17 protein-coding genes and 1 pseudogene are annotated in these 23,302 nt (G+C 70.0%); 13 read left to right on the top strand and 5 right to left on the bottom strand.

Annotated features, from left to right (window positions below):
- The first annotated feature begins 11 nt into the window (after nucleotides 1–11).
- The 3 genes from ACFV8T_RS28670 (at nucleotide 12) to ACFV8T_RS28660 (ending at nucleotide 3,816) form a co-directional block, all read left to right on the top strand.
- Nucleotides 12–1,457: a glyceraldehyde-3-phosphate dehydrogenase gene (locus tag ACFV8T_RS28670; RefSeq protein WP_385332977.1), complete on the top strand. Its 1,446-nt coding sequence runs from the start codon at nucleotides 12–14 to the stop codon at nucleotides 1,455–1,457.
- A gap of 270 nt (nucleotides 1,458–1,727) precedes the next feature.
- A complete protein-coding gene (locus ACFV8T_RS28665; RefSeq protein ID WP_385332974.1) occupies nucleotides 1,728–2,228 on the top strand; it encodes a GNAT family N-acetyltransferase in 501 nt (166 codons plus the stop codon).
- Nucleotides 2,229–2,334: 106 nt separating this feature from the next.
- Entirely contained in the window at nucleotides 2,335–3,816 is a 1,482-nt protein-coding gene (locus ACFV8T_RS28660) for an amidase (RefSeq protein WP_385332971.1), read from the top strand.
- 59 nt (nucleotides 3,817–3,875) lie between these two features.
- On the opposite strand, the gene ACFV8T_RS28655 is transcribed toward ACFV8T_RS28660, so the two are convergent.
- Nucleotides 3,876–5,510: a beta-N-acetylhexosaminidase gene (locus ACFV8T_RS28655; protein ID WP_385332969.1), complete on the bottom strand. Its 1,635-nt coding sequence runs from the start codon at nucleotides 5,508–5,510 to the stop codon at nucleotides 3,876–3,878.
- Between the two features lie 106 nt (nucleotides 5,511–5,616).
- Nucleotides 5,617–6,768: an ROK family protein gene (locus ACFV8T_RS28650; RefSeq protein WP_385332966.1), complete on the bottom strand. Its 1,152-nt coding sequence runs from the start codon at nucleotides 6,766–6,768 to the stop codon at nucleotides 5,617–5,619.
- 79 nt (nucleotides 6,769–6,847) lie between these two features.
- On the opposite strand from ACFV8T_RS28650, the gene ACFV8T_RS28645 reads away from it, so the two are divergent.
- From ACFV8T_RS28645 to ACFV8T_RS28625, 5 genes are all read left to right on the top strand, one after another.
- Nucleotides 6,848–8,098 carry a Gfo/Idh/MocA family protein gene (locus ACFV8T_RS28645; RefSeq protein ID WP_385332964.1) on the top strand — a complete coding sequence of 417 codons (1,251 nt, stop codon included), beginning with the start codon at nucleotides 6,848–6,850 and terminating at the stop codon, nucleotides 8,096–8,098.
- A gap of 69 nt (nucleotides 8,099–8,167) precedes the next feature.
- Nucleotides 8,168–9,430: an ABC transporter substrate-binding protein gene (locus tag ACFV8T_RS28640; protein WP_385332961.1), complete on the top strand. Its 1,263-nt coding sequence runs from the start codon at nucleotides 8,168–8,170 to the stop codon at nucleotides 9,428–9,430.
- Nucleotides 9,431–9,435: 5 nt separating this feature from the next.
- A complete protein-coding gene (locus tag ACFV8T_RS28635; protein ID WP_385332959.1) occupies nucleotides 9,436–10,389 on the top strand; it encodes a carbohydrate ABC transporter permease in 954 nt (317 codons plus the stop codon).
- A complete protein-coding gene (locus ACFV8T_RS28630) occupies nucleotides 10,386–11,252 on the top strand; it encodes a carbohydrate ABC transporter permease (RefSeq protein ID WP_385332956.1) in 867 nt (288 codons plus the stop codon). The genes ACFV8T_RS28635 and ACFV8T_RS28630 overlap by 4 nt, the downstream gene beginning before the upstream one ends.
- Nucleotides 11,253–11,344: 92 nt before the next feature.
- A complete protein-coding gene (locus tag ACFV8T_RS28625; protein WP_385332954.1) occupies nucleotides 11,345–13,357 on the top strand; it encodes a right-handed parallel beta-helix repeat-containing protein in 2,013 nt (670 codons plus the stop codon).
- Nucleotides 13,358–13,488: 131 nt separating this feature from the next.
- Here the strand turns inward: ACFV8T_RS28625 and ACFV8T_RS28620 are convergent, their stop codons facing one another.
- On the bottom strand, nucleotides 13,489–15,141 hold the full coding sequence (locus ACFV8T_RS28620; protein ID WP_385332952.1) for an amidohydrolase: 1,653 nt from the start codon (nucleotides 15,139–15,141) through the stop codon (nucleotides 13,489–13,491).
- A 102-nt stretch (nucleotides 15,142–15,243) separates the two neighbouring features.
- Nucleotides 15,244–16,659 carry a purine-cytosine permease family protein gene (locus ACFV8T_RS28615; protein WP_385332949.1) on the bottom strand — a complete coding sequence of 472 codons (1,416 nt, stop codon included), beginning with the start codon at nucleotides 16,657–16,659 and terminating at the stop codon, nucleotides 15,244–15,246.
- Between the two features lie 176 nt (nucleotides 16,660–16,835).
- Here ACFV8T_RS28615 and ACFV8T_RS28610 point away from each other — a divergent pair, with 176 nt between their 5' ends.
- From ACFV8T_RS28610 to ACFV8T_RS28590, 5 genes and pseudogenes are all read left to right on the top strand, one after another.
- Nucleotides 16,836–17,441 (top strand): TetR/AcrR family transcriptional regulator, encoded by a 606-nt coding sequence (locus ACFV8T_RS28610; RefSeq protein WP_385332946.1) that lies wholly within the window; start codon nucleotides 16,836–16,838, stop codon nucleotides 17,439–17,441.
- 81 nt (nucleotides 17,442–17,522) lie between these two features.
- On the top strand, nucleotides 17,523–18,944 hold the full coding sequence (locus ACFV8T_RS28605) for an NAD(P)/FAD-dependent oxidoreductase (RefSeq protein WP_385332943.1): 1,422 nt from the start codon (nucleotides 17,523–17,525) through the stop codon (nucleotides 18,942–18,944).
- 242 nt (nucleotides 18,945–19,186) lie between these two features.
- Nucleotides 19,187–19,666, top strand: coding sequence for a hypothetical protein (locus ACFV8T_RS28600; protein ID WP_385332941.1), 480 nt, complete (start codon nucleotides 19,187–19,189; stop codon nucleotides 19,664–19,666).
- A 43-nt stretch (nucleotides 19,667–19,709) separates the two neighbouring features.
- Nucleotides 19,710–20,966 (top strand): MFS transporter, encoded by a 1,257-nt coding sequence (locus ACFV8T_RS28595; protein WP_385333128.1) that lies wholly within the window; start codon nucleotides 19,710–19,712, stop codon nucleotides 20,964–20,966.
- A gap of 84 nt (nucleotides 20,967–21,050) precedes the next feature.
- Nucleotides 21,051–22,037: pseudogene (locus tag ACFV8T_RS28590) on the top strand (NmrA family NAD(P)-binding protein).
- Between the two features lie 24 nt (nucleotides 22,038–22,061).
- On the opposite strand, the gene ACFV8T_RS28585 reads toward ACFV8T_RS28590, so the two are convergent.
- Nucleotides 22,062–23,264, bottom strand: coding sequence for a cytochrome P450 (locus ACFV8T_RS28585; protein WP_385332938.1), 1,203 nt, complete (start codon nucleotides 23,262–23,264; stop codon nucleotides 22,062–22,064).
- Between the last annotated feature and the right edge of the window lie 38 nt (nucleotides 23,265–23,302).

Genomic DNA, 23,302 nt, shown 5'->3' with positions numbered 1-23,302 from the left:
AAGATAAACCTGTGACTGTCAATGACGACTCGTTCACCAGCTGGAAGAACCGCGAGGAGATCGCGGAGTCGATGATCCCGGTCATCGGGAAACTGCACCGGGAGCGGGACGTAACGGTCCTGCTCCACAGCCGCTCCTTGGTGAACAAGTCGGTGGTCAGCATCCTGAAGACCCACCGATTCGCCCGCCAGATCGCCGGTGAGGAGCTCTCGGTCACCGACACGCTGCCGTTCCTCCAGGCCCTCACCACGCTCGACCTCGGCCCTTCCCAGATCGACATCGGCATGCTCGCCGCGACCTACGCGGCGGACGAGCGCGGTCTCTCGGTGAAGGAGTTCACCGCCGAGGCCGTCGCCGGTGCCACGGGTGCCAACAAGATCGAGCGCGGTGACGGACGCGATGTCGTCCTCTACGGCTTCGGCCGTATCGGCCGCCTCGTCGCCCGCCTGCTCATCGAGAAGGCCGGCTCCGGCAACGGGCTGCGGCTGCGCGCCATCGTCGTCCGTCAGGGCGGCGACCAGGACATCGTCAAGCGTGCCTCGCTGCTGCGCCGCGACTCGATCCACGGCCAGTTCCAGGGCACGATCACCGTCGACGAGGCGACGAGCACGATCGTCGCCAACGGCAACGAGATCAAGGTGATCTACGCCAACGATCCGTCCGAGGTCGACTACACGGCGTACGGCATCAAGAACGCCATCCTCATCGACAACACCGGCAAGTGGCGCGACCGCGAGGGTCTGTCGAAGCACCTGCGTCCCGGCATCGACAAGGTCGTCCTGACCGCTCCGGGCAAGGGCGACGTCCCCAACATCGTGCACGGCGTCAACCACGACACGATCAAGCCGGACGAGCAGATCCTGTCCTGCGCGTCCTGCACCACCAACGCGATCGTGCCGCCGCTGAAGGCGATGGCGGACGAGTACGGCGTGCTGCGGGGCCACGTGGAGACCGTCCACTCGTTCACCAACGACCAGAACCTGCTGGACAACTACCACAAGGCCGACCGCCGCGGCCGCTCCGCGCCGCTGAACATGGTCATCACCGAGACCGGTGCCGCGTCCGCGGTCGCCAAGGCGCTGCCCGAGCTCAAGGCGCCGATCACCGGCAGCTCGATCCGTGTCCCGGTGCCGGACGTCTCGATCGCCATCCTCAGCCTGCGGCTCGGGCGCGAGACGACCCGTGACGAAGTCCTCAACTACCTCCGCAATGTGTCGCTGACCTCGCCGCTCAAGCGCCAGATCGACTTCACCACCGCGCCCGACGCGGTGTCGAGCGACTTCATGGGCTCGCGCCACGCCTCGATCGTCGACGCGGGTGCCACCAAGGTCGACGGCGACAACGCGATCCTCTACCTCTGGTACGACAACGAGTTCGGCTACTCGTGCCAGGTCATCCGCGTCGTCCAGCACGTCTCCGGCGTGGAGTACCCGACCTACCCGGCCCCGGCGGTCTGAGACCGGCGGACTCCCCCTCACCCGGGCCGGTAGGCCCGCCCCGGGACGAGGATCATCCGGACGCGCCACCAAGGGCGCCCGATGGGCAGCTGCTCATCGGGCGCCCTTGGCGCCTCTGCGTCTGCCAATGCGCGAGACGGTCCACGTACGCGGTCTCCGTGGCGGATTGTCTTCGCGGCGGATTATCGGATATCGCGCGCCGAAGGCCTGGGGCACGATGCCCCGATGATCTCCAGTGCACCCATATCCCCTGTCGTTCCCGCAGGTCGGATGGACCGCAACCGTCAACCGGTACTCGGCCTCCCCAACGGCCTGGAGCTGCGCCCCTGGTGCCGGGACGATGCCGATGTGCTGGCAGCCGCCGGCCAGGATCCGGCGATTCGCCGATGGAACCTCCTCGTCGTGGACTCGGTGCAGGACGCGCCCAACAGGATCGAGCGCATGCACGGGCGTTGGCAGGCCGAGACGGGCGCGATCTGGGCCGTCGCCCGGCCGGGCGGCGAGGCCACGGGACTCATCGCGCTGAACGACGTCGATCTCGAAGGCGGCAGCGCCGAGATCATCTACTGGCTCCTGCCGGCGGCCCGTGGCGGTGGTGTCGCGGTCGAGGCCGTGGGACGGGTCAGCCAGTGGGCCCTGGAGGATCTGGGGCTGCACCGCCTGCGGTTGTGCCACTCGGTGGCCAACCCGGCCTCCTGCCGAGTGGCGCACAAGGCCGGATACCCCTTCGAAGGCGTCATGCGCGGCGCACTGCTGCACGCGGACGGATGACACGACCAGCATTTGCACGCCCGCATCCGGGGTGACGACTCGGACGCGCTGTGAGAGCGTCTGGACGTCACATGAGCTGCGGGACGCAGTGGGAGGTGGGGTCCTGATGATGCACTACAGCGAGTACCGAGCCCATGACGCGGTGGGTCTGGCCGAATCGGTCGCCCGGGGAGAGGTCTCACCGGGCGAACTGCTCGATGTCGCCATCGCCCGCGCGGAGGCCGTCGACGGCAGACTCAACGCGATCGTCCGGCCCATGCACGAACTCGCCCGGGAGCGGGCGAAGGGGCCACTGACCGGGCCGTTCGCCGGGGTTCCGTTCCTGATCAAGGACCTGTCGCAGGACTACGCCGGGCTGCCGACCGGCAGCGGCAGCCGGGCCCTTGGCCACCGTCCCGTCGAGCGGCACAGCGAGGTGGTCGAGCGCTGGCTGGACGCCGGACTGGTGATCTTCGGCAAGACCAACACCCCGGAGTTCGGCGCGAAGGGCATCACCGAACCGGAGGCGAACGGGCCCACCCGCAACCCCTGGGACCTCACCCGCACCCCGGGCGGCTCGTCCGGAGGGACGGCGGCAGCCGTGGCAGCGGGCATCGTGCCGGTGGCCGGTGCCAACGACGGCGGCGGATCGATCCGCATTCCGGCCGCGTGCTGCGGCCTGTTCGGCCTGAAGCCGGGACGCGGACTCGTCCCGGCCGGTCCGTCCGTCGCCGAGCACCTGCACGGTGCCGCGACCGACGGCGTCATCTCACGCAGCGTCCGCGACAGCGCGGCCATGCTCGACGTGCTGACCTCGCGACCGGACCCCGCCGGACCGTACCTGCATGCCCGCCCCGAGCTGCCGTACGCCGAACTCGCCCGCAGACCCAGGGCGTTGCGCATCGGGTTCACCACCCGCTCGCCCATCGACACCGAGGTCGACCCGCAGGCGGTCGCCGCGGTCGAGGACGCCGCCACCCTGCTCCGCCACCTCGGTCACGACGTCGAGCCCGCAGAACCGGAGATCGACCAGCGTCAGCTCGCCCTCGACTTCCTGGCGATGTGGACCACTCAGCTCGCCCACACCGTCGACGGGATCCGCCGGTCGACCGGCGCCGGGCCGGAGGCCTTCGAACTCGACACCCATCTGCTGGCCGCCGCCGGCCGTTCTCTGAAGGCACCGGACTACTACGCCGCCCACGACCGCTGGAACACGTACAGCCGGCAACTCGCTTCCTTCCACGGCCGCTACGACCTGCTCCTCACCCCGACCCTGGCCCGGCCGGCCGTTCGGATCGGTGATCTGGACACCCCTCGACCGGTACGTGCCGTCGCCCGGACCCTGATGCGAGTGGGGCTGCTGGGAGCCCTCGCCGGGACCAGGGCGTGGGAGCGCGCGGTGATCGCCAACCTCTCGGCGACCCCGTACACCCAGCTGGCCAACATCACCGGCCGGCCCGCGATGAGCGTCCCCACCTACCGCACTCCCGACGGTCTGCCCCTCGGCGTGCAGTTCGTCGGCCCGCTGGGTGGCGAGGGAACGCTGCTCGCGCTCGCGGCCGAAATCGAGGCCGAACGCCCCTGGGCGCACCTCGAACCATCGCTCTGAGCGCGGTCCGCAACCCGCGCAGGAGCTCACGGGTTGCGGAGGACCGGCCGTGCACCCGCTCAGGAACGGATGGCCGCCACACGTCGGTTCATGTGCGCCTCGCGATCGGCCCTCGTCGCGGGTGCGCCGACGACGCCCGGCCGCGTCTGCCAGGGCAGTGGGCCCGCCGGCGCCCGGTACTCCACACCGATGGCGTCGAGCCGGGGCAGGTGCGCGTCGTACAGGCGGGTTCGGAACTCGTCGAAGTCACGGTCGCCCGCGCCGCGCCAGAGCGCCTCGGCCACCGCACACAGGCGGGGGAACGCGTAGTAGTCCACCATGCGCGGCGTGTCCATGTGCTCGGTCCACAGATTGGCCTGTCCCCCGAGCACCCGCGCGGCCTGTTCGTCGGTCAGGCCGTCCGGGACCGGGTCGAAGGAGTAGGCATCCTCCAGCGTCACGGGGACGGAGACCGGAATCGGCTCGTCGGGATGTTCCGACTGGCGGTAGTCGAGATAGACCTGGTCGTCCGGGCAGGACACCACGTCGAAGCCCCGGCGTGCGGCGGTCACGGCGCCTGTCATCCCGCGCCAGGAGGCCACGGCGACACCCGGCGGGAGTTCCCCTTCCAGGATCTCGTCCCAGCCGAAGACACGCCTCCCGCCTTCCGCGACGTGGGCGGCGATCCGGGCGATGAACCACGCCTGCAGGGCCTTCTCGTCGGGCAGGCCGCGCTCGGCCATGAGTTGCCGGGTGCGCGGATCGCCCTTCCACTGGTCCTTGGGGCACTCGTCGCCTCCCACACCGATGAAGGTGCTGGGGAAGAGGGCCATGACCTCGTCGAGGACCCCCCGGAAGAAGTCGATCGTCGACTCCTCCGCGTTCAGGGTGTGGGGGCTGACGCCCCATCGGGTCATGACTGCCAACTGCTCGCCCGTCACGCCCAGTTCGGGGTAGGCGGCGATGGCCGCCTGGGAGTGTCCGGGGACGTCGATCTCCGGTACGACCGTGACGCCGCGCTCCGCCGCGTGGGCGACGATCTCGCGGATGTCGTCCTGGGTGTAGTAGCCGCCGTGCGGCCTGTCCTCGGTCCTGTCGTCGTCCGTGGAACCCAACTGGGACGAACTGCGCCATCCACCGGTCTCAGTGAGCCGGGGGAAGCGCAGGATCTCCACGCGCCAGCCCTGGTCGTCGGTGAGATGGAGGTGGAGGGTGTTGAGGCGGTGCATCGCCATCAGGTCGATGAAGCGCAGCACCTCCCGCTTGGGCAGGAAGTGCCTGGCCACGTCCAGCATGGCGCCGCGCCAACGGAAGTGCGGCGCGTCCTCGACGACCGTCCCCGGCACCGCCCACCGCTCGTCGGTGGTCCGGGAGCTGCGGTAGACCCGTGGCGGCAGCAGTTGCAGCAGGGCCTGGCAGCCGTAGAACACCCCGCCGGCGTCCCCGCCCTCGATGCGGACACCGGCCGGCCCGGACTCCAGCCGGTATGCCTCGGCCCCCAGTTCCGGACGCAACGTCAGGGCGATGCCCGGTCCGGGCTCCTCGTCGGTGAGGGGCAGGGGCAGCCCCGTCGCGGGGCGCAGGGCCGACTGCAGCCAGGCGGCGGTCGTGGCCAGTTCGCCGGGGGCCTTGATCGTCGTGGCCGCGTCGAGCGGGAACTCTCCCGGGGCGGGTCGGACCGTGACGGGCCGGGGCAGCAACATGGGGGTCGTCATTCCTGCCGATTCCTTTCGACGGGCCCGTGTCCCGAGGACACCCGCCCTACATATACAGAGACTTTGGTTAAGACCGTGCCTGGACGGACCGCACCGACGGGCACGGTCAGGACGACGGTTCGGGCAGCACCGCGTCGACGTCGTACAGCCGGGCGTCCACGTGATCGAGGGCGAGCCGCACGGCGCCCAGCACCACGGCCTGGTCGGACAGGGAGGAGACCGCGAGCGCCGGGGGTTCCAGGCACAGCGGGTCGAGGTGCCGCCGCAGCGGCTCCAGCAGTACGTCACCGGAGCGCGAGACCCCGCCGCCGATCACGACGAGTTCCGGGTCCAGGGCCAGGACCAGGGCGGCGATGCCCTCGGCCAGGTCGTGGGCGTACTGCTCGACGGCCCAGCGGGCCGCCGGTTCACCGGTGCGGGCCTGGGCGAAGACGTACTCGGCGGCCTCCTGGGGCAGGGTGTCCGACGGCATCTTCGGATAGCCGGTCAGATGCGAGGTGGCCCGGTGCCAGCCCACCAGCGACAGTGCGCCGATCTCGCCGGCCGCTCCCCCGCGCCCCCGGTGCACCCGGCCGCCGATCAGCAGACCGGCCCCGGTACGCACTCCGGACAGGACGAAGGCCACGTCGTCGACGCCCTGGGCCTCGCCGATCCAGCCCTCGGTGAGTGCGGCCAGATTGCAGTCGTTCTCCACCAGGACCGGGCAGTCGAAGTCGACGGCCATCTCGCCCGCGAGGTCCAGCCCGTCCCATTCGGGCAGGCCGACACAGCGTTTGACCAGGCCGTCATGGCTGACCACCCCTGTGGTGCCGACGCAGACGGCGGCCAGCTGGGCGCGTGCGACCACCGCCGACTCCAGTGCGTCCGCGGCCGTCGCGCGCACGGCTGCCAGCCGCACGGCACGCCCCGCGTCCGCGCTCACCCGCTCGGTGCGGGACGCGACGACGGTGCCGTCGAGATCGGCGACGGCCGCCCTGATGCTGTACGAACCGATGTCGATCCCGAGCACGTAGTCGCCGGTGGAGTGGAAGCTGAACAGCCGGGCTGGACGGCCCATGTGGCCTGGCTGCGGCGGCAGTTCCTTCAGCCATCCGGAGCCGAGCAGCTCCTCCGTCAAGCTCTCCACGGTCGGGCGGGACAGACCTGTGCGCCTGGTGACCTCGGTGAGGCTGAGGGGGCCCTGGCCTCGCAGGGCGCGAAGTGTCGTGACCAGGTTGATGCGCCGCAGCCGCGAGGTGTCGCCTCCGGAAATTGTCACCGTCACTCCCTTGACAGGCTCTGTACCCGAGAAATAAAAACAGGTTGCATTAGTAAGTGGCAAGTCCGAGGGGGTATTTGTGGTCACTCTCGCCATCATCGGGGCGGGGCTGCGCGGTATGAGTTACGCGCGGCGTGCTCTGGAGACCGGCGCGGCGCGTGTCGTGGCCGTCGCCGAGCCCGATCCGGAGCGCAGGCGCAGCATGGCCGCAGCGCACGACGTACCGGCCGAGAACGTCTTCGCCGACTGGCGGGATCTGCTCGCCCGGGACCGGCTGGCCGACGCCGCGGTGATCTCGACGCAGGACAGCATGCACACGGCGCCCGCGGTGCGGGCGGCGGAGCTCGGCTACCACCTGCTCCTGGAGAAGCCGATGGCGCAGACGGAGGAGGAGGCCGCCGCCATCTCCGCGGCCGCCGACCGCAATGACGTTCTGCTGGCCGTCTGTCACGTCATGCGCTACACCCCCTACACCGTCAGGCTCAGGGAGCTCATCGCCGAGGGCCGGATCGGCGACGTGATGAACATCCAGCACCTGGAACAGGTCGGCTGGTGGCATCAGGCCCACTCGTTCGTCCGGGGCAACTGGCGCAGCCAGGAGGAGTCGGGCCCGATGCTGATGACCAAGGCCTGCCACGACCTCGACTGGATCGCCCACGTCAAGGGAGCACTGCCCCAACGGGTGTCCTCCTTCGGCAATCTGGTGCACTTCCGGGCCGAGAACCGGCCCGACGGCGCGGCGGACCGATGCGTGGCGTGCCCGGTGGAGTCCACCTGCCCGTACTCCGCCAAGCGCATCTACCTCGATTGCCTGGGGGACGTGGACAAGGAGTTCTGGCCGCTGTCCGCGGTCACGGCCGACCACACCGAGGAGGGGGTGCTCGCGGCGCTGCGCGAGGGCCCGTACGGCCGCTGCGCGTACACCTGTGACAACGACGTGGTCGACACGCAGGTGGTGACCATGGAGTTCGCCGACGGCACCTCCGCCACCTGCACGGTCACCGCGTTCGCGGCGCTGGAACACCGCAAGACCCGGATCTTCGGCACCCGCGGCTCCATCGACGGCGACGGCGTCGTCCTGCGCGTGCACGACTTCGTGACCGACGAGATCACCGTCATCGACACCGGTGCCAACGGCGATCCCACGGCAGCCACGGGGCACGGCGGCGGTGACGCGTCCCTGTTCGACGCCTTCGTCGACGCCATCAGCGGGAACGACCCCTCCCTGGTACTCACCGACGGCGCCGAGAGCCTGGCCACGCACCGGGTCGTCTGGGCGGCCGAGCGCGCTCGCCGCACCGGCACCGTCGTATCCCTCCTGCCGGACTGATCCCCGGCCGTCGCACCACGCCCGCGGACTCCCGCGCCCACCAGCCACCCTCACGAAAGGCACACTCCCGTGCGTAAGTTGACAGCCATGCTCACCGTCGGAGCTCTCGCCCTGAGCGTAGGCGCCTGCGGCAAGAAGAACGGTTCCGGCTCCTCGGACAAGGAACTTGTCTACACCTCCTCCTGGGGTGCCGACGAACCGCAGGGGAAGCTCATCAAGTCGATAGCCGACGACTTCACCGCGGCGACCGGCACCAAGGTCGACCTGAAGTTCGTGGGCCGCAAGGGCACCGACACCCTCCCCACCGAGATGAACGCGGGCCAGGGCCCGGACCTGTTCGACACCTCCACCGACAGCGTCGGCGCCTTCGTCGCCCAGAATCTCGCCGAGCCGCTCGACGACGTCCTGGACATGGAGGTGCCGGGCGAGGGCAAGAAGGTGCGGGACGTGCTGCCGGATTCCGTGCAGAAGGCGTCGACCGACAAGGGCCATGTGCGCTTCATGGCCCACACCGTGATCTCCACGGCCCTCTGGTACGACGCGTCCAAGCACGCGGGGCTCGCTCCCAGGACGTGGAAGGAGTTCATCGCCTATCTCGACGAGGCGAAGAAGGACGGCCGCACGCCGCTGGGCCAGGACGGCACGGTCAACTTCTACAACGTGTACTGGTTCTACTCGGCCCTGGTCCGCTCCGAGGGTGCCGGCAGCCTCAGCGCCCTGGGCGAGGATCCGGCCGCCTGGGACAAGCCGGCCGTTCTCGCGGCGGCCAAGAAGGTGGAACAGCTGGCCGACGGCGGCTACTTCCAGAAGGACTTCATGGCCACCAAGTACCCTGCCGCGCAGGATGCCTGGGCCCAGGGCAAGTACGACCTGAACCTGAACGGCACCTGGCTGGCCGCCGAGACCGGACCGAAGCTGGCCAAGGGCACCGAGGTCGCCTCGTTCCAGCTGCCGGCCGGCGGCAAGAACTCCGTGGAGGTCGGCACGCTCGGCTGGGGTGTCAACGCCAAGGGCCACAACGTGGAGACGGCCAAGGAATTCCTCGCCTTCGCCCTGCAGAAGAAGTACGAGGAGAAGATCTCCGGCACCGCCCACAACATCCCCGCGCGCCCGGACGTCCCCGCGCCCGGCTATCTGGCGGGCGTGCAGAAGGACGTCGCCGAGGCGAAGTACACCCATCGGACCTACGACGACATGGCCGCGGACAAGAACTGGTGGAACAACGTCTTCCTGCCCCTGGACGACCAGTTGCTCTCCGGCAAGATCGATGCGGCGACCTTCGTGAAGACCGGCAAGAAGAAGGCCGCCGACTACCTCGCCAGCAAGGGCTGAGCCCCATGGGGACTGCAACACTCACCCCGCCCACGACAGCGGCGCCGCCCGTCTCGGGCAAGGCGGGCAAACGGGTGCGGCCGGCACGCGAACGGGCCTTCTGGCCCTTCCTGCTCCCCGCGCTGATCGCCTACACCGCGCTCTTCGTCCTGCCGTCGTTGTTCGGCTTCTGGGTCAGCTTCAACAAGTGGGCCGGTCCCGGCTCCGCCATGACGTGGAACGGCCTCGGCAACTACCTGGAGCTGACGCGCAGCGAGGCCTTCCGCACCGCCTTCGTCAACACCTTCGTGCTGGCCTTCGGGGGCGGAGCCCTGGTCTTCGCCTTCACCTTCCTGTCCATGATGGTGCTGCGGCAGGTCAAGGGCCGGGCCTTCATCCGGTCCGTGATCTTCCTGCCGATGATCATCTCGGTGATCGCGGTCGGTGTCGCCATCGGCTTCCTCCTCAATCCCGACGGCGCGGTCAACACGATCCTGGGCTGGGTCGGCATCGAGGCACGGCCGTGGCTGGGTCCCGACATGGTGTTCAAGTGCATCGTCGCCGGGCTCGTGTGGTCGAGCACCGGCTTCTACGTGGCCCTGATGATGTCGGCCGCCGACTCCATCCCGCCCTACCTGTACGAGGACGCCAAGCTGATCGGCGCCACCAAGTGGGAGCAGTTCCGGCACATCACACTGCCGCTGACCTGGGACGTGTTCGCGGTGTCGGCCGTGTTGTGGGTGGTCAACAGCCTGAAGGTGTTCGAGATCGTGATCGCCTTCACCACGGCCGGCACTCCGGCCAGCCCGCCGATCCAGGCCCGCACCGTGGCGGTGCAGCAGTACGCCTCGGTGGCCGGCGGCGGTGTGCCCGAGCTGGGTTCGGGTGCCGCCATGGGCGTCGTCATCCTGATCGTGACGACGATCCTCATCGTACTGACCCGGCGTGTCACCCGCCGCGAACGTGTGGAGCTGTCATGAGGCGCCTACTCGGCGACATTCTGGTGCCGCGCGCGACGACCGTCGCGCTGTGGGCCTGGGTCGTCTTCAACCTCGCGCTGGTCGCCTGGGTCGGCATCCAGTCGCTCAAGGAGTCCGGGCAGGTCTGGCTCTCTCCGTTCGCGCTGCCGGACACCGTCGAGTGGGGCAACTACTCCGCGGCGTGGAAGGCGGCCGGCTTCTCCGCCGCCGCGCTCAACAGCACCGTCCTGACCCTGGTCGGATCCCTGCTGATCGTCGCGCTGTCGGCGCCCGCCGCGTACGTCCTGGCCCGCTCCGACCGGCGCGCCGCGGGGCGGCTCACCGGGTACTTCGCGATGGGTCTGAGCATCCCGGTCCAGACGATCGTGATCCCCATCATCGTGATCAAGCTGTCCGTGTCCACGTTCATGATCGACTGGGTCACCGGCTGGTGGGACAACCGCATCACGCTCCTGGTCTTCCAGGTGGTGCTGTCGCTGCCGTTCACCGTGTTCGTGCTCACCGGCTACATGCGCTCGCTGCCCCACGAGATCGAGGAGGCGGCCGAGCTGGACGGCGCGGGTCCGCTGCGTGCCTTCGTCCAGGTCGTGCTGCCGGTGGCCAAGCCGGGCGTGATGACCGTGTTGATCCTCAACGTCATCGGCCTGTGGAACGAGACGCTGCTCGCCCTGTTGATCACACCCACGCCTGAGGAGCGCACGCTGCCCGCGGCCCTCCTCAGCCTCTATGGCTCCATGCAGTACAGCTCCGACTGGGGCGCCCTGTTCGCCGGAATCGTGATCCTGGTCTATCCCATGATCGTGCTCTACCTCTGGCTGGGCCGCCGCATCGTCGAGGGCATGACTGCGGGGATCGGTAAGTAACGCGCGACAGAGACCGGCAATCCGATCGGAAGGACCGAGACTTGCGTACCTCACGTATCCCAAGCACCTCACCCACCCCGCGGAGGCATCTCGTGGGGGCGCTCCTGGCGGCCCTCGCCCTCCCGCTCTCCGCGGTGGCGGCGGGGCCCGCGCAGGCGGCGACCCCGGCCCAGCACCATCCGCGCGCGGCGGGCACCACGTACTACGTGGACGCCGAATCCGGCAACGACAGCGCATCGGGCCGAAATGAGTCCGCTGCCTGGAAGTCCCTGGCCAAGGCGAGTCAGTTGACGCTGGGTCCCGGTGACCAGCTGCTGTTCAAGTCCGGTCAGCGGTGGAAGGGACGGCTCGACGTCCAGGGGGCGGGGGCGGTGGGCGCGCCGGCACTCGTCGGCTCGTACGGCAGCGGCGCCAAGCCGGTGATCGAGGGCGGCGGCACGACCGATGTAGCGGTCAAGCTCAACAACGTCCACGACTTCACCCTCGACGGGCTGGAGGTGACCAACTGGAGCGACAGCACCACCCCCCGCTCCGGTGTGAACCTCTTCGCCAAGGACGCGGGCAGGCTGTCCGACATCACTCTGCGCAATCTGAACATCCATGACGTCGACGGCCCCGGCGGCAGCACCGTCAGCTCTGCCGGGCTGCTGGTCTCCATCCGCGGCAACCAGACGCCCACGTACTTCGACAACCTCGTGGTGGAGAAGAACGAGGTCAGCAGGATCCGTTCGTACGGGATCATCACCTGGTCCACCTGGTCCCGGCGCAACGGCATGACCAGCCTGTACCCGGTGGAGACCGGCATCCCCGACAGCGAGGTCGTCACCTGGACGCCCAGCACCGGCGTCAGGATCCGCGACAACTACGTCCATGACGTGACGGCCGGCGGCATCACTCCCATGCACACCAAGGGCGCCGTCGTCGAGGGCAACCGCGTCCACAAGGCCGCCAGCGGCCGGCTCAACACCAAGGGCGGCAACGTCGCCATCTGGTGGCAGGGCAACGACGACCTGCTCGTGCAGCGCAACGAGGTGTCGGGCACCGGCTTCAACGGGCCGGGCACCGACGGCCACGGCTTCGACGCGGACGCCGACAACAATCACAGCGTCGTCCAGTACAACTACAGCCACGACAACGACGGCGGGTTCTTCATCACCGTCTCCTTCAACGGAGCACCGACCAAGGACACCGTGGTCCGGTACAACCTGAGCAAGGACGACGGCTACGAGGTCTTCAGCCTCTCCACCGAGACATCGGGCACCCACATCTACAACAACACGGTCTACGCGAGCGGCCGGGTCGTCACCGTGCACCCGCCCTACGCCGGGGCCGGCGACTATCCGCTCGGCAAGATCGTGCACATCTACAACAACGCGAGCGGCATCGAGATCCGCAACAACATCTTCTACAACCGCACCACCGCCGGCTACGACACCGCCAACGGCACCGTCTACGACTCCAACCTCTACTGGGGCACCGGCACGCCCGTCGCCCCTTCCGGCGACATCAACGCGATCAAGGCGGACCCGAAGCCGGTCTCCATCGGCACCGACCCGGCGGGCTACGAGCTCCAGGCCGACTCCCCCGCGCGGGGGCGCGGCGCGGCGGTGGCGCAGGGCCTCAAGGACTACTTCGGCAACCCGGTCCCGGCCACCGCTCCCGACCGGGGTTTCCACCAGTTCACCGGCGCCCCGTACCGCCCGGCCGTCACCACGTCGTACCCCACGCTCGGCAACAGCCATCCCTACCGGATGACCGACGGCGACACCTCGACCGCGTGGAGCAGCGCGGCCGCAGGCATCGCCTTCCCCGGCACCATCGACGTGGACTACCGGCAGCCCACCAGCATCGGCTCCGTCACCCTGCACACCGCTTTCGCCACCGGCCAGGGCATCAAGCAGCTCGACGTGCAGACCTGGAACGGCTCGTCGTGGGTGACGCAGGTCGCCGGGCAGCAACTGGTCTGGACCGGCAACACGTCGACCGTCGAGCAGCGCACGATCACCCTGCCGCAGCGGGTCACGACCGAGCGTCTGCGCCTGACGGTCCGCGACGCCCACCTCCAGTGGGGCAACTTCGCGGTCTACGAGATCCAGGCAGCCTGACGGGTGGGGCGGCCCGTGCGGCATCCGCGGCCCGCAACTCGGGCCGCCCCGCCGAGTTCGTGAACGGATGGAACCCTGACGGCCTCCCGGCTGCGCGGACGCGTGGAACTCCGGGAGGCCGTCAGGGCCGTTCACACGGTGTGCTCGACGACGCCGCCGACCACGACGGTCTCCGCCACGGTGCCGGGGATGTCCTCGGGTGCGGCGCGCAGGATGTCGCGGGAGAGGACCACGAAGTCGGCGGCCTTGCCGACGGTGAGCGAACCGCGTTCGTGCTCAAGGAAGTTGGCGTAGGCCGAACCCATCGTGTAGCCGTGGACCGCGGTCTCCACGCTGATCGTCTCCTGCGGCATCCAGGGCTCCCCACCGCTCAGCGGACGCCGGGTGACGGCGGTGTGGATGCCGACCATCGGGTCCATCTCGGCCACGTTCCAGTCGCTGGACAGCGCGAGCACGGCCCCGGCCGTGTGCAGGCTGCGCATGGGCCATGCCTTGTGCCAGCGCTCGGCCCCGACGTTCTCCGCCCAGTCCTTTCCGGGGCCGGCGACCTCCGGGGCACTGTGGCGGGGCTGCATGCACGCGACCACGCCCAGGGCGGCGAAGCGCGGGGTGTCGTCGGGGTCGAGGCACTCGACGTGGACGACCTGGTGGCGGGCGTCCCTCGCCCCGTTCACCGCGCGCGCCCGCTCGACGGCGTCCAGGACCGTACGGATCCCCCTGTCGCCGGTGGCGTGGACGAAGCACTGGAAGCCGCGGGCGTCCAGCTTCGTCAGCAGCTCGGCGAACTCCTCGGGCGGGTAGAAGGTGTCGCCCCGGTGGTGGCGGCAGCCCGCGTAGGGCTCCAGGAGGGCCGCGGTCCGCGGCTCCACCACGTCGTCGATGTAGAGCTTGAGCGGTCCGACCCGGATCCGGTCGTCGTCATGGCGCCGGGCGGCGTCGGCGAAGTCGTCGAGGTCGGCGTCCGTGGTGCCGCGCGGGTGGAAGAGGGCGGCGACGATACGGGACTTGAGCCGGCCCTCGGCGCGTGCGCGCTCGAAGAGGGGGAGGTCGTCGAGCGAGTTCTGGGGTTCGACCACCGTGGTGATGCCGAAGCCGATGGCGTCGTCCAGGGACTTGGCGAGTCGCCCGTACTGCCGGTCCGGCGAGGCCCACGGCAGACCCAGCTCGCGCAGGGCCCGGTGGCCGTCGCGGGAGAGGCCCTTGACCGCGAAGTCCTTGATGAAGCCGGTGGGTTCACCCGTGGCCGGGTCGGTGGCGGCCTCACCGAAGGGCAGGTGGGTGCGGTCGCGGTCGATTCCGAGACAGCGCAGGCCGGCGGTGTTCACCCAGGCGGTGTGCACGTCGTAGCTGAGCACGAAGGCCGGTACATCGCCCGTGGCCGGGTCGAGGTCCGCGGCGGTGGGCATCCGGCCGTCCGGGATGGCCGAGTAGTCGAAGCCCTCCGCCTCGATCCACTCGGCGTCGGGGTTGGCCGTGTGCCAGGCGCGGATGCGGGCGTGGACCTCGTCGAGGGTACGGGCACCGGAGAGCTGGACGCAGGCGTCGTCCGAGCCGAGCCGGACATGGTTGTGGGCGTCGATGAACCCGGGGAGCACGAGCCTGCCTTCGGCATCGATCACGCGTGTCTCCGGTCCGGTCCACCCCCTGGCGTCCTCGTCGGCACCGAGCCAGGCGATGCGGCCGTCGACCACCGCCATGGCCTGCGCCTCGGGAAACGCCGGGTCGACGGTGTGGATGCGGGCGTTGCGCAGGACGAGATGGGCGGGACGGGCGGGGCTGGCCATGTGAGGTGACTCCTTGTGGTGCGGTGGTGCGGTCGGTCCGGTGGTTCGGTGGTTCGGGCGGCGCGTCGCCACGCGGGCCGGTGGGCGTCGCGTGGCGGCCGGTCAGGAAGGGTCGGTGTGCGGTGCGACGGCCCGCCGGGCGAGCACCCAGTAGACGAGCCCCGAGACGACCGCGCCGAGCAGCGTCAGGTCGGCGCCGCCCAACGGTGTGACCAGCGGGCCGGTCCACAGCTCGGAATCGCAGGTGAGGGCGGCGAAGACCATGCCGGCGAGCAGCGCGGTCATGCCGGCGGGGTGGTAGCCGGACCGGTACCAGTAGGCACCGTCGGGTCCGGCGTGCAGTGCCGGGGCGTCGTAGCGGCAGCGGCGCATCAGCATGTCCGCGAGGAACACGCCGCCCCAGGGCGCGAACACGATGATGAGCAGGGAGAGGAACGACAGCAGCGAGCTGGTGAAGTCGGTGAGGAAGAGCGCGCACAGGGAGCCGGCCGCGGTGACGGCCGCGCTGATGATGATGGCCTTGGAGCGGCTCCAGGGGACGCCGAGCACCTGGAGGTTCAGGCTCGACGAGTAGAGCGTGACGATCGAGTTGGTGACCGAGCCACCGAGCACGAGGGCGAGGAAGAGCGGCTGGAACCAGCCCGGCAGCAGTTTCTCGGTGCCCGCCACGGCGTCGGTCATGTCCGTCTGCGTGGCGGCGGCCACCCCGGCCACGCCCAGAGCGACCGAGGAGACGAAGCCGCCGAGGGCTCCGTACCAGGTGAGCGAACGCATCGAGGTCGTCCTCGGAAGGTAGCGCGTGTAGTCGGCGGGCATCGGAACGTACGAGAACGGCCCGGCCAGCATCACCACGAAGGCCAGGCTCCACCCGGACGCGCCGGGGTGGACCGCCGCCCCGCCCGTGTCGGCGCCCGGCAGCAGGAACACGAGGAGGGCGGCGAACCCGACGGCGAGGACGTACGCGATCCAGCGCTCGGCGAACTGGACGGTGGCGTGGCCCCAGAGGGCGACGAGGAAGGTCAGCGCAAGGGTGATCAGCAGGGCGAGGGCCCGCCCGGTGCGGCCGGACGCCCAGCCCGGATCGGCGAGGAACGCTTCGAGTGCGAGCGTGCCGACGACCGTGTTGAGGATCGTGTAGCCGATGCTGACCACCCAGTTGAGCATGCCGGCGGGCCAGTTGCCGCGTACGCCGAAGGGAGCCCGGGAGATCACCAGGGTGGCGGTGCCGGTACGCACACCGCTCAGTCCGGCGGCGCTGATGGCGAAGAACGCGAGTCCGCCGAGGACGACGACACCGGTCGCCTGCCAGAAGGACAGCCCGAAGGCGACGGCCAGGGCGCCGTTGATGACGTAGGTGAAGGTCAGGTTGGAGCCGAACCAGAGCCAGAACAGGTCCTTCGCGCTGCCGTGGCGGTCCTCGTCGGGAATCGGGTCGATGCCGTGTGTCTCGACCTGGAAGACCTGGTCCGTGGCCATGGCCCCGCCGGGCGCCCTCGCGGTCGTCTCCTGCTGCGTCATGCGGCCTGCCCCTCATCCGTGCGTACTCCGGGAGCCCCGGAGCAGTACTTTGAATGCCGTTCTAAAAGTTAGAACGGCATTCAAGATGCGTTTCCGGGGGCCCGTCAAGACCTCTGCCGAAATCGGCGGCTAAGGTCGTCACCGGGTTCATCGAAGTGGAGGGGCGGAGGGGTGGCGTGGCAGCGACGGCGCGACGGCGTGACGGGCACCTGGCCCGGGAACGCATGCTGGAGGAGGCGATGGCGGCCATCGCCGAGGACGGACTGGCCGCACTCACCATGTCGGCACTCGCCAAGCGCCTCGGCACCAGCGGCGGCCACATCCTCTACTACTTCGGCAGCAAGGACCGGCTGCTCCTGGAGGTGCTGGGCTGGAGCGAGAGCGCGCTCGCCGAGGAGCGCCGGGCACTGCTGACCGGCCGGGCCGGTGCCGAACGCAGGCTCGGTCAGTTCCTTGAGCTGTACCTTCCCCGCGGGCCACGCGATCCGCGCTGGACGCTGTGGATCGAGCTGTGGGCGCGCACGGCGTCGAACGAGCCGCTGCGACAGGCCCAGGCCGAGATCGACCGCGGCTGGCAGGAGGACCTCGAAGCACTCCTCGCCAAGGGCGTACGACAGGGCCGCTTCGCCGCGGACCTCGACACGGCGGCACGCGCTTCCGAACTCCTCGCCCTGCTCGACGGGTTGAGTACGCGCGTCGTCCTCGGTCAGCGGGGAGCGGACCGGGCGAGTGCACTGCGCATGGCGCTGTCGGCGACCGAGCGGCTGGTGGAACGGGGCTGAGTGCTCCGACGCCCCGCGGGGCGGCTCCCCCTGGGACCCTGGGATACGGTGGGTCGGCAACACGGCGTGGAGGGGACCACATTGACGCGGGTTGCGATAGTCGGCGGCGGGATGGGCGGCCTGGCCGCAGCACTGTTCCTGGGGCGCCGGGGCCATCAGGTGACCCTGTTCGAGCGGGACGGCCACCGGCCGGGCCGCGATCTCGACAGGGACTTCTTCGACTGGCACCGCCCCGGTGTGCCGCACGCGGTCCAGCCGCACGGACTCCTGGCGCCGGTCCGGACCGTGCTGCGCGCGGAGGCTCCGGACGTGTACCGCGAGATGCTGCGCATGGGAGCCCGCGAACACAACGAATTCGCCTGGTTCACCGAGCGTCCGCCCGCCCGCGCGGGAGACGAGGACCTGGTGACGATCCGGACCCGGCGCATCGTGCTGGAGGCCGCTCTGCACGATGCGGTGCACCGCGAGCCGGGCGTCGATGTGCGGCTAGGGGAGCCCGTCGACGGCCTCCTCGTCGACCGGCACGGCGACATTCCGCGGGTCACGGGGGTGCGGTCCGCATCGGGGGCTCACCGTGCGGAGCTGGTGCTCGACGCCGGCGGGCGCCGGTCCCCGGTGCCCCGGTGGCTCACCGAGGCGGGCTGCCGGGAGGCGGTCGTGGAGAACCACCGCGTCCCGATCGCCTACTTCTGCCGCTGGTACCGGCTGCGGCCCGATGGACCGCGCGACCCCGGACACGTCAGACCCGGCTCCTTCGCGGCCTTCGCGGTCGGCGGAGTGTTCCCGTCGGACAACGGCATCTTCGCGGCGTCCTTGACGGTGTCCACCGCCGATCCCACCCGCGCGGCCCTGCGGGACCCCGTGGTGTTCGAGCGGGCCGCCCGGACCTTTCCCGCCATCGCGGCCTGGCTGGACCTGGAGCCCGAGCCGGTCTCCGGAGTGCTCGCGATGGGTGGCCTGCACAATCGCTGGACCGCGCTCGCCGACGCCGAGGGGCCCGTGGTCACCGGCCTCGTGGGCATCGGGGACTCACTCGCGTACACCAATCCCACGATGGGGCAGGGAGTCGCCATGGCCCTGCGGGCGGGACAGTGGGTGTCCCACCATGCGGGCACCGCCTCGGACCCGGCGTCGTTCACCGCCGAATACCACCGATGGGCCGCGCGAGCCCTGCGCCCGTGGTTCGACGTCCAGGTCACCGCGGACCGGGCCAGTGCGGCTCAACTCAGCAATCCCACAAGGGTGTCGGGCGAACCTCCCACCGCGGCCGGCCGCGAGCGGGCCGCCCTCGCCGCCTGCGCCTTCGACGACCCGCTGGTCATGCGCGCACGAGCGAAGGTCCGCCACCTCGTCCTGACCGCCGATCAGGCATACGGCACCGAAGAGGTGCGCGCCCGTCTGGCGCACTGGCTGGGCGAACACCCGGACTTCACGCCCGCGTTCGACGGCCCCGCACGTGCGGAGTGGGAGTCGGCCATGGGACATCCGGACCACGCCACCTGAACGACCTGAACGACCGGAGTGACGGGAGTGACCGGAAGGTTCTCCTGACCGGTAACGAATGACGTCCGGCTACGAATCGAACACCTTTCGCACCATTTTTACACTGTTCCGACCCGTACGGGTGGTGTATCACTGGGTGTGGCCATATTGTCGATTCAGGAACGACGGCTGGAAGAAGGGCGCCACGACCGACGGCTGCTCCGGGCGGCGTGGGCTCGACATGAGGCAGCCGAGGAGCCGACATGCAAAAACGCAACCTCAGGACAGCGGTCATGCTGTGCGCCGCCACAGCGCTCGCAGCGGCGATTCCCGTACCGGCATCCGCTTCCGCAGCCACCTCCGCATCAGCAGCCGCATCCGCGTCCTCGGAGTCCCGCCCATCAGCTCACGTGGTGGCTGTCGACTGCTTCTCGGGTGCACGGGTGCGCCCCGGCGACTTCCTGCTCGCCTGCGGGGACGGCAACAACCGCCTCATCGATATCCACTGGTCCCACTGGGGACCGACATCCGCCGCGGGCACGGCACTTGACGCGGTGAACGACTGCCAGCCCTACTGCGCGGCCGGCAAGTTCCACACCTACCCCGTCATCGTGCGCCTCGACCGCCCGGAGGCCTGGAAGACCCATCCGGGACTGCGGCAGTTCACCCGGCTCCACCTCGTCTACACCGACGGCAGGCCGGCGCACACGGAGCGGGTCGTGACACACGAGCTCTGGGACTGACCCGTCCCGGGCCCGGCCGCGACGGGACACCGGCCGCGAGGTGATGTGCGTGAATGTTCGCGAATGCGCATGGAACGTCGGTGGTAGGTGGCGGCCGGGCTATGTCGCCGCTGCACTGGTGTTCGCCATCGGAATGGCCGGGACCACCCTGCCCACCCCGTTGTACGGGCTCTACCAGGAAAAGATCGGCTTCTCCGAGCTGATGGTGACCGTCGTCTTCGCCGTCTATGCCGTCGCGGTCATCACGGTGTTGCTGGTGGCGGGTAACTACTCCGACGAGGTCGGCCGAAGACCTGTGCTCCTGTGCGCCATGGCGCTGTCGGCGGCGAGCGCGGGGTGTTTCCTGCTGGAAAGCGGTCTGCCGCTGCTCTTCACGGGGCGGCTGCTGTCCGGCTGCGCGGCCGGGCTGCTGAGCGGCGCTGCGACGGCGGCCGTCATCGAACTGGCGGGTCCTGGGCACAAGGCACGTGCGGGATTCGCCGCCACCGCGGCGAACATGGGCGGTCTGGGCTGCGGTCCGTTGCTCTCCGGGATCCTCGCGCAGTACACGCCCTGGCCGCTGACCCTTCCGTTCTGGGTCCACCTGGGACTGGTGGTGCTGGCCTGCGGGATCACCTGGCTCCTGCCGGAGACCGTTGCCGCGCCGAAGCGCCGCCCGCCCCTGAAGCCGCAGGGACTGTCCGTTCCACCCGAGGTGAAGGGCGTCTTCCTGCCCGCCTCTCTGGCGGCCTTCGCCGGCTTCGCTCTTCTCGGCCTGTTCACCGCGGTCGCACCGAGCTTCGCCTCGAAGACGCTGGGTGTGCACAATCTGGCTGTCGCGGGTGCCGTGGTCTTCTCCGTCTTCCTCGCCTCGACCGTCGGGCAGTCCCTGACCCAACGGATCGGCGCACGCCGCGCGCTCCCGGTCGGCTGCGGCATCCTCGTCGTCGGCCTGCTGCTGGTGGCGTCGTCGCTGATCGCCGAATCCCTGATCCTGCTCGTCCTGGGCGCCCTGTGCGGCGGCACCGGCCAGGGACTTGCCTTCCGTGCCGCGCTCACCCTGATCAGCGGCGTGGCCCCGGCGCAGCACCGCGGCGGCACCATCTCGGCGTTCTTCGTCGTCGCCTATGCCGGGATCTCCGTGCCGGTGGTCGGGGTCGGCGCCATGGCCACCTGGCTCGGACTGCGTCAGGCCGGGCTGATCTTCACGGGTTGCGTGATGCTGCTGGCGGCGGGCGCGGGCACGTACGCCGCGCGGAGGCTGCCTCAGAACCCGGATCTGCAACCGGGCCCATCCCCTACAACGTCCTCCCGGTTCTGAGCACTTGGCCGGAACGGGCACCGACAGCCCGTCCTTGTACAAGGTGCCGTTCGATATCGGCGTTCTGCATGGGAGACGTAAGTCATGAGTGGTCAGCAGTCCGACCCGGGAAGGCCCTCTCAAGTCTTCCAACCGCTCGGTGGAGACGACCCGACCACCATCGCCGGATACCGGCTCGCCGCCAAGCTCGGCGCGGGCGGTATGAGCAAGGTGTACCTGTCGTACACACCCGGCGGGCGGCCCGTGGCCATCAAGGTGATCCGGCCCGACTTCGGCGAGGACACCGAACTCCGCCGCCGGTTCTCCCAGGAGGTGCAGTCCTGCACGTCATCCACGCCGCGGGCATCGTCCACCGTGACCTGAAGCCGTCCAATGTGCTGCTCGCCGCCGACGGTCCCCGCGTCATCGATCTCGGATCGCCCACGCCGCCGACGCGACCTCGCTCACCGGCAGCGGCGTCACCATCGGCACCCCTCGTTCATGGCACCGGAACAGGCCGCCGGGCGCAAGGTGCTGCCGCATCTGGTGATGGCATCCGTCGCCAGTGCGGACCAGGACACGGGTGTCCCGCACTTCGAGACCAAGGCCAGGACCGAGGAACTGCTCGCCGCCTCGGGACTGCCGGCGACGGTGGTGGCACCGGCCTACTTCTACGACAATGCCCTGGGCTCCGTGGACGAGGTGGCGGCCGGCCTCCTCACCATGCCGGTCCCCGGTGGCACTCACCTGCAACAGGTGGCGCGGCAGGATCTGGGCCGTGTCGTGGCCGCGGTCGTCGCCGATCCGGACCGCTGGATCGGGCAGCGGATCGAGGTGGCGGGCGACGATCCCACGCTGGTCCGGATGGCTGCGGAGATCGGGCGGGCCGCGGGCGGCACGGTCGCGTTCCGTCAGTCGTCGCTGGAAGACCTGCGCATCACCGACCCCGATATGTTTGCCATGTACAGCTTCTTCGCGAACGCCGGTTACCGGGTGGACATGGCTGCGCTGCGGACACAGTTCCCCACCGTCCCCTGGACCTCCTACACCACGTGGGCGGACGCCCAGGACTGGCCGAAGCCCCCCGCGTGACTCCCGCACCGCGTACGAGCGCCCCTACCAGGTGACGGCGATCCGCCGCGGGCTGCGGGAGGTGGTGCCCACGTGCCACTCGACGGTGTCGGCGGGCTGTGCCAGACGCAGGCCGGGAAAGCGGGCGGCGAGCCGGTGCAGGGCGAGCTGGAGCTCCAGCCGGGCCAGCCAGGCGCCCAGGCAGTAGTGCGCGCCGGCGCCGAACGCCAGGGTGGGCGCCTCCAAGGGCGCGAAGAGGTCGTCGAGCTGGCGGGGCGCGAACAGATCGGGGTCGCGGTTGGCCATGCCGCAGTCGGCGAGAACCACCGAACCCGCCGGGATCGTCACGCCGCCGACCTCCGTGTCGGCGGCGGTGTAGCGCGCGGTCCCCCGGTCGTCGCCGAGCGGAATCAGGTGCAGCAGACGCTCCGCCAGTGTCCCGGCGGCCTGTTCGTCCGCCCCGAGCCGGGACCAGACCTCCGGCCGTTCACCGAGCAGATAGAGGAGCGAATTGCCGAGCATGGTCATGGTGCTGTCGTGACCGCCCACGACCAATCCGCATACGAGGTCGACGAGTTGCCCCTCCGGGACACCGCCCTCCGCATCGGCCGCGGCGACCAGCACACTGGTCAGGTCCTCGCCCGGTGCGCTGCGTCGCTCAGCCAGCAGCTCCGCTCCGAAGGCGGCGAACTCCGTCAGCGCGGACGCCATTTCCTCCTCGGGGTGGGAGCCGTCGGAGAAGGCGTACTGGCTCCAGTGGCGCAGCCGTTCCCGGGCCTCGGTGTCGAGACCCATCAGTCTGCTGATCACCGCGACCGGGAGCGGGAGGGTGAAGCCGGCCACCAGATCCATCGGGCGTGCGCTGTCCGCGAGTTCGTCCAGGCGCTGTTCGACGATCGTCGCGATCCAGGGCCGCCAGCGGGCGACGGCCCGCGGCGTGAAGGCTCGCCGCATGGTGCGGCGCAGGCGCAGATGGTCCTCGCCGTCCTGGTTGAAGATCAGGTCGGTGCTGCTCACCAGGCCGGATTCGCCGGACAGGGACGGGGAGTCCGGCGTGTGGAGCCGTGCGCGCCCGAATCGGCTGTCGTTCAGGACCTTGCGGACGTCGGCGTAGCGGCTCACCAGCCAGGCCCGAGTCCCGTCGGGTAACGTGACGGGCCTGGGCGGTCCGGGTGGATCGAACGCCAGCCGGTGCAGCGGGGGCGTGGACGGGCCGGGGCGGACATGGGCGTCGGCGGGGCAGGACACGGAACCTCCTGGCTTGCGCGAGTACGGCGAACTGCTGG

The sequence above is a fragment of the Streptomyces sp. NPDC059832 genome (assembly GCF_042731715.1).
Classification (GTDB): Bacteria; Actinomycetota; Actinomycetes; order Streptomycetales; family Streptomycetaceae; genus Streptomyces.
The sequence above is the reverse complement of the archived record's forward strand: the minus strand, read 5'-3'. Positions and strand labels throughout refer to the sequence as shown.

Excerpts from the sequence above, each read along its gene's own strand:
- ACFV8T_RS28665 (WP_385332974.1), top strand. The coding sequence starts at position 1,728 with ATGGACCGCAACCGTCAACCGGTACTCGGCCTCCCCAACGGCCTGGAG.
- ACFV8T_RS28660 (WP_385332971.1), top strand. The coding sequence starts at position 2,335 with ATGATGCACTACAGCGAGTACCGAGCCCATGACGCGGTGGGTCTGGCC.
- ACFV8T_RS28655 (WP_385332969.1), bottom strand. The coding sequence starts at position 5,510 with ATGACGACCCCCATGTTGCTGCCCCGGCCCGTCACGGTCCGACCCGCC.
- ACFV8T_RS28635 (WP_385332959.1), top strand. The coding sequence starts at position 9,436 with ATGGGGACTGCAACACTCACCCCGCCCACGACAGCGGCGCCGCCCGTC.
- ACFV8T_RS28630 (WP_385332956.1), top strand. The coding sequence starts at position 10,386 with ATGAGGCGCCTACTCGGCGACATTCTGGTGCCGCGCGCGACGACCGTC.
- ACFV8T_RS28620 (WP_385332952.1), bottom strand. The coding sequence starts at position 15,141 with ATGGCCAGCCCCGCCCGTCCCGCCCATCTCGTCCTGCGCAACGCCCGC.
- ACFV8T_RS28615 (WP_385332949.1), bottom strand. The coding sequence starts at position 16,659 with ATGACGCAGCAGGAGACGACCGCGAGGGCGCCCGGCGGGGCCATGGCC.
- ACFV8T_RS28600 (WP_385332941.1), top strand. The coding sequence starts at position 19,187 with ATGCAAAAACGCAACCTCAGGACAGCGGTCATGCTGTGCGCCGCCACA.
- ACFV8T_RS28595 (WP_385333128.1), top strand. The coding sequence starts at position 19,710 with ATGTGCGTGAATGTTCGCGAATGCGCATGGAACGTCGGTGGTAGGTGG.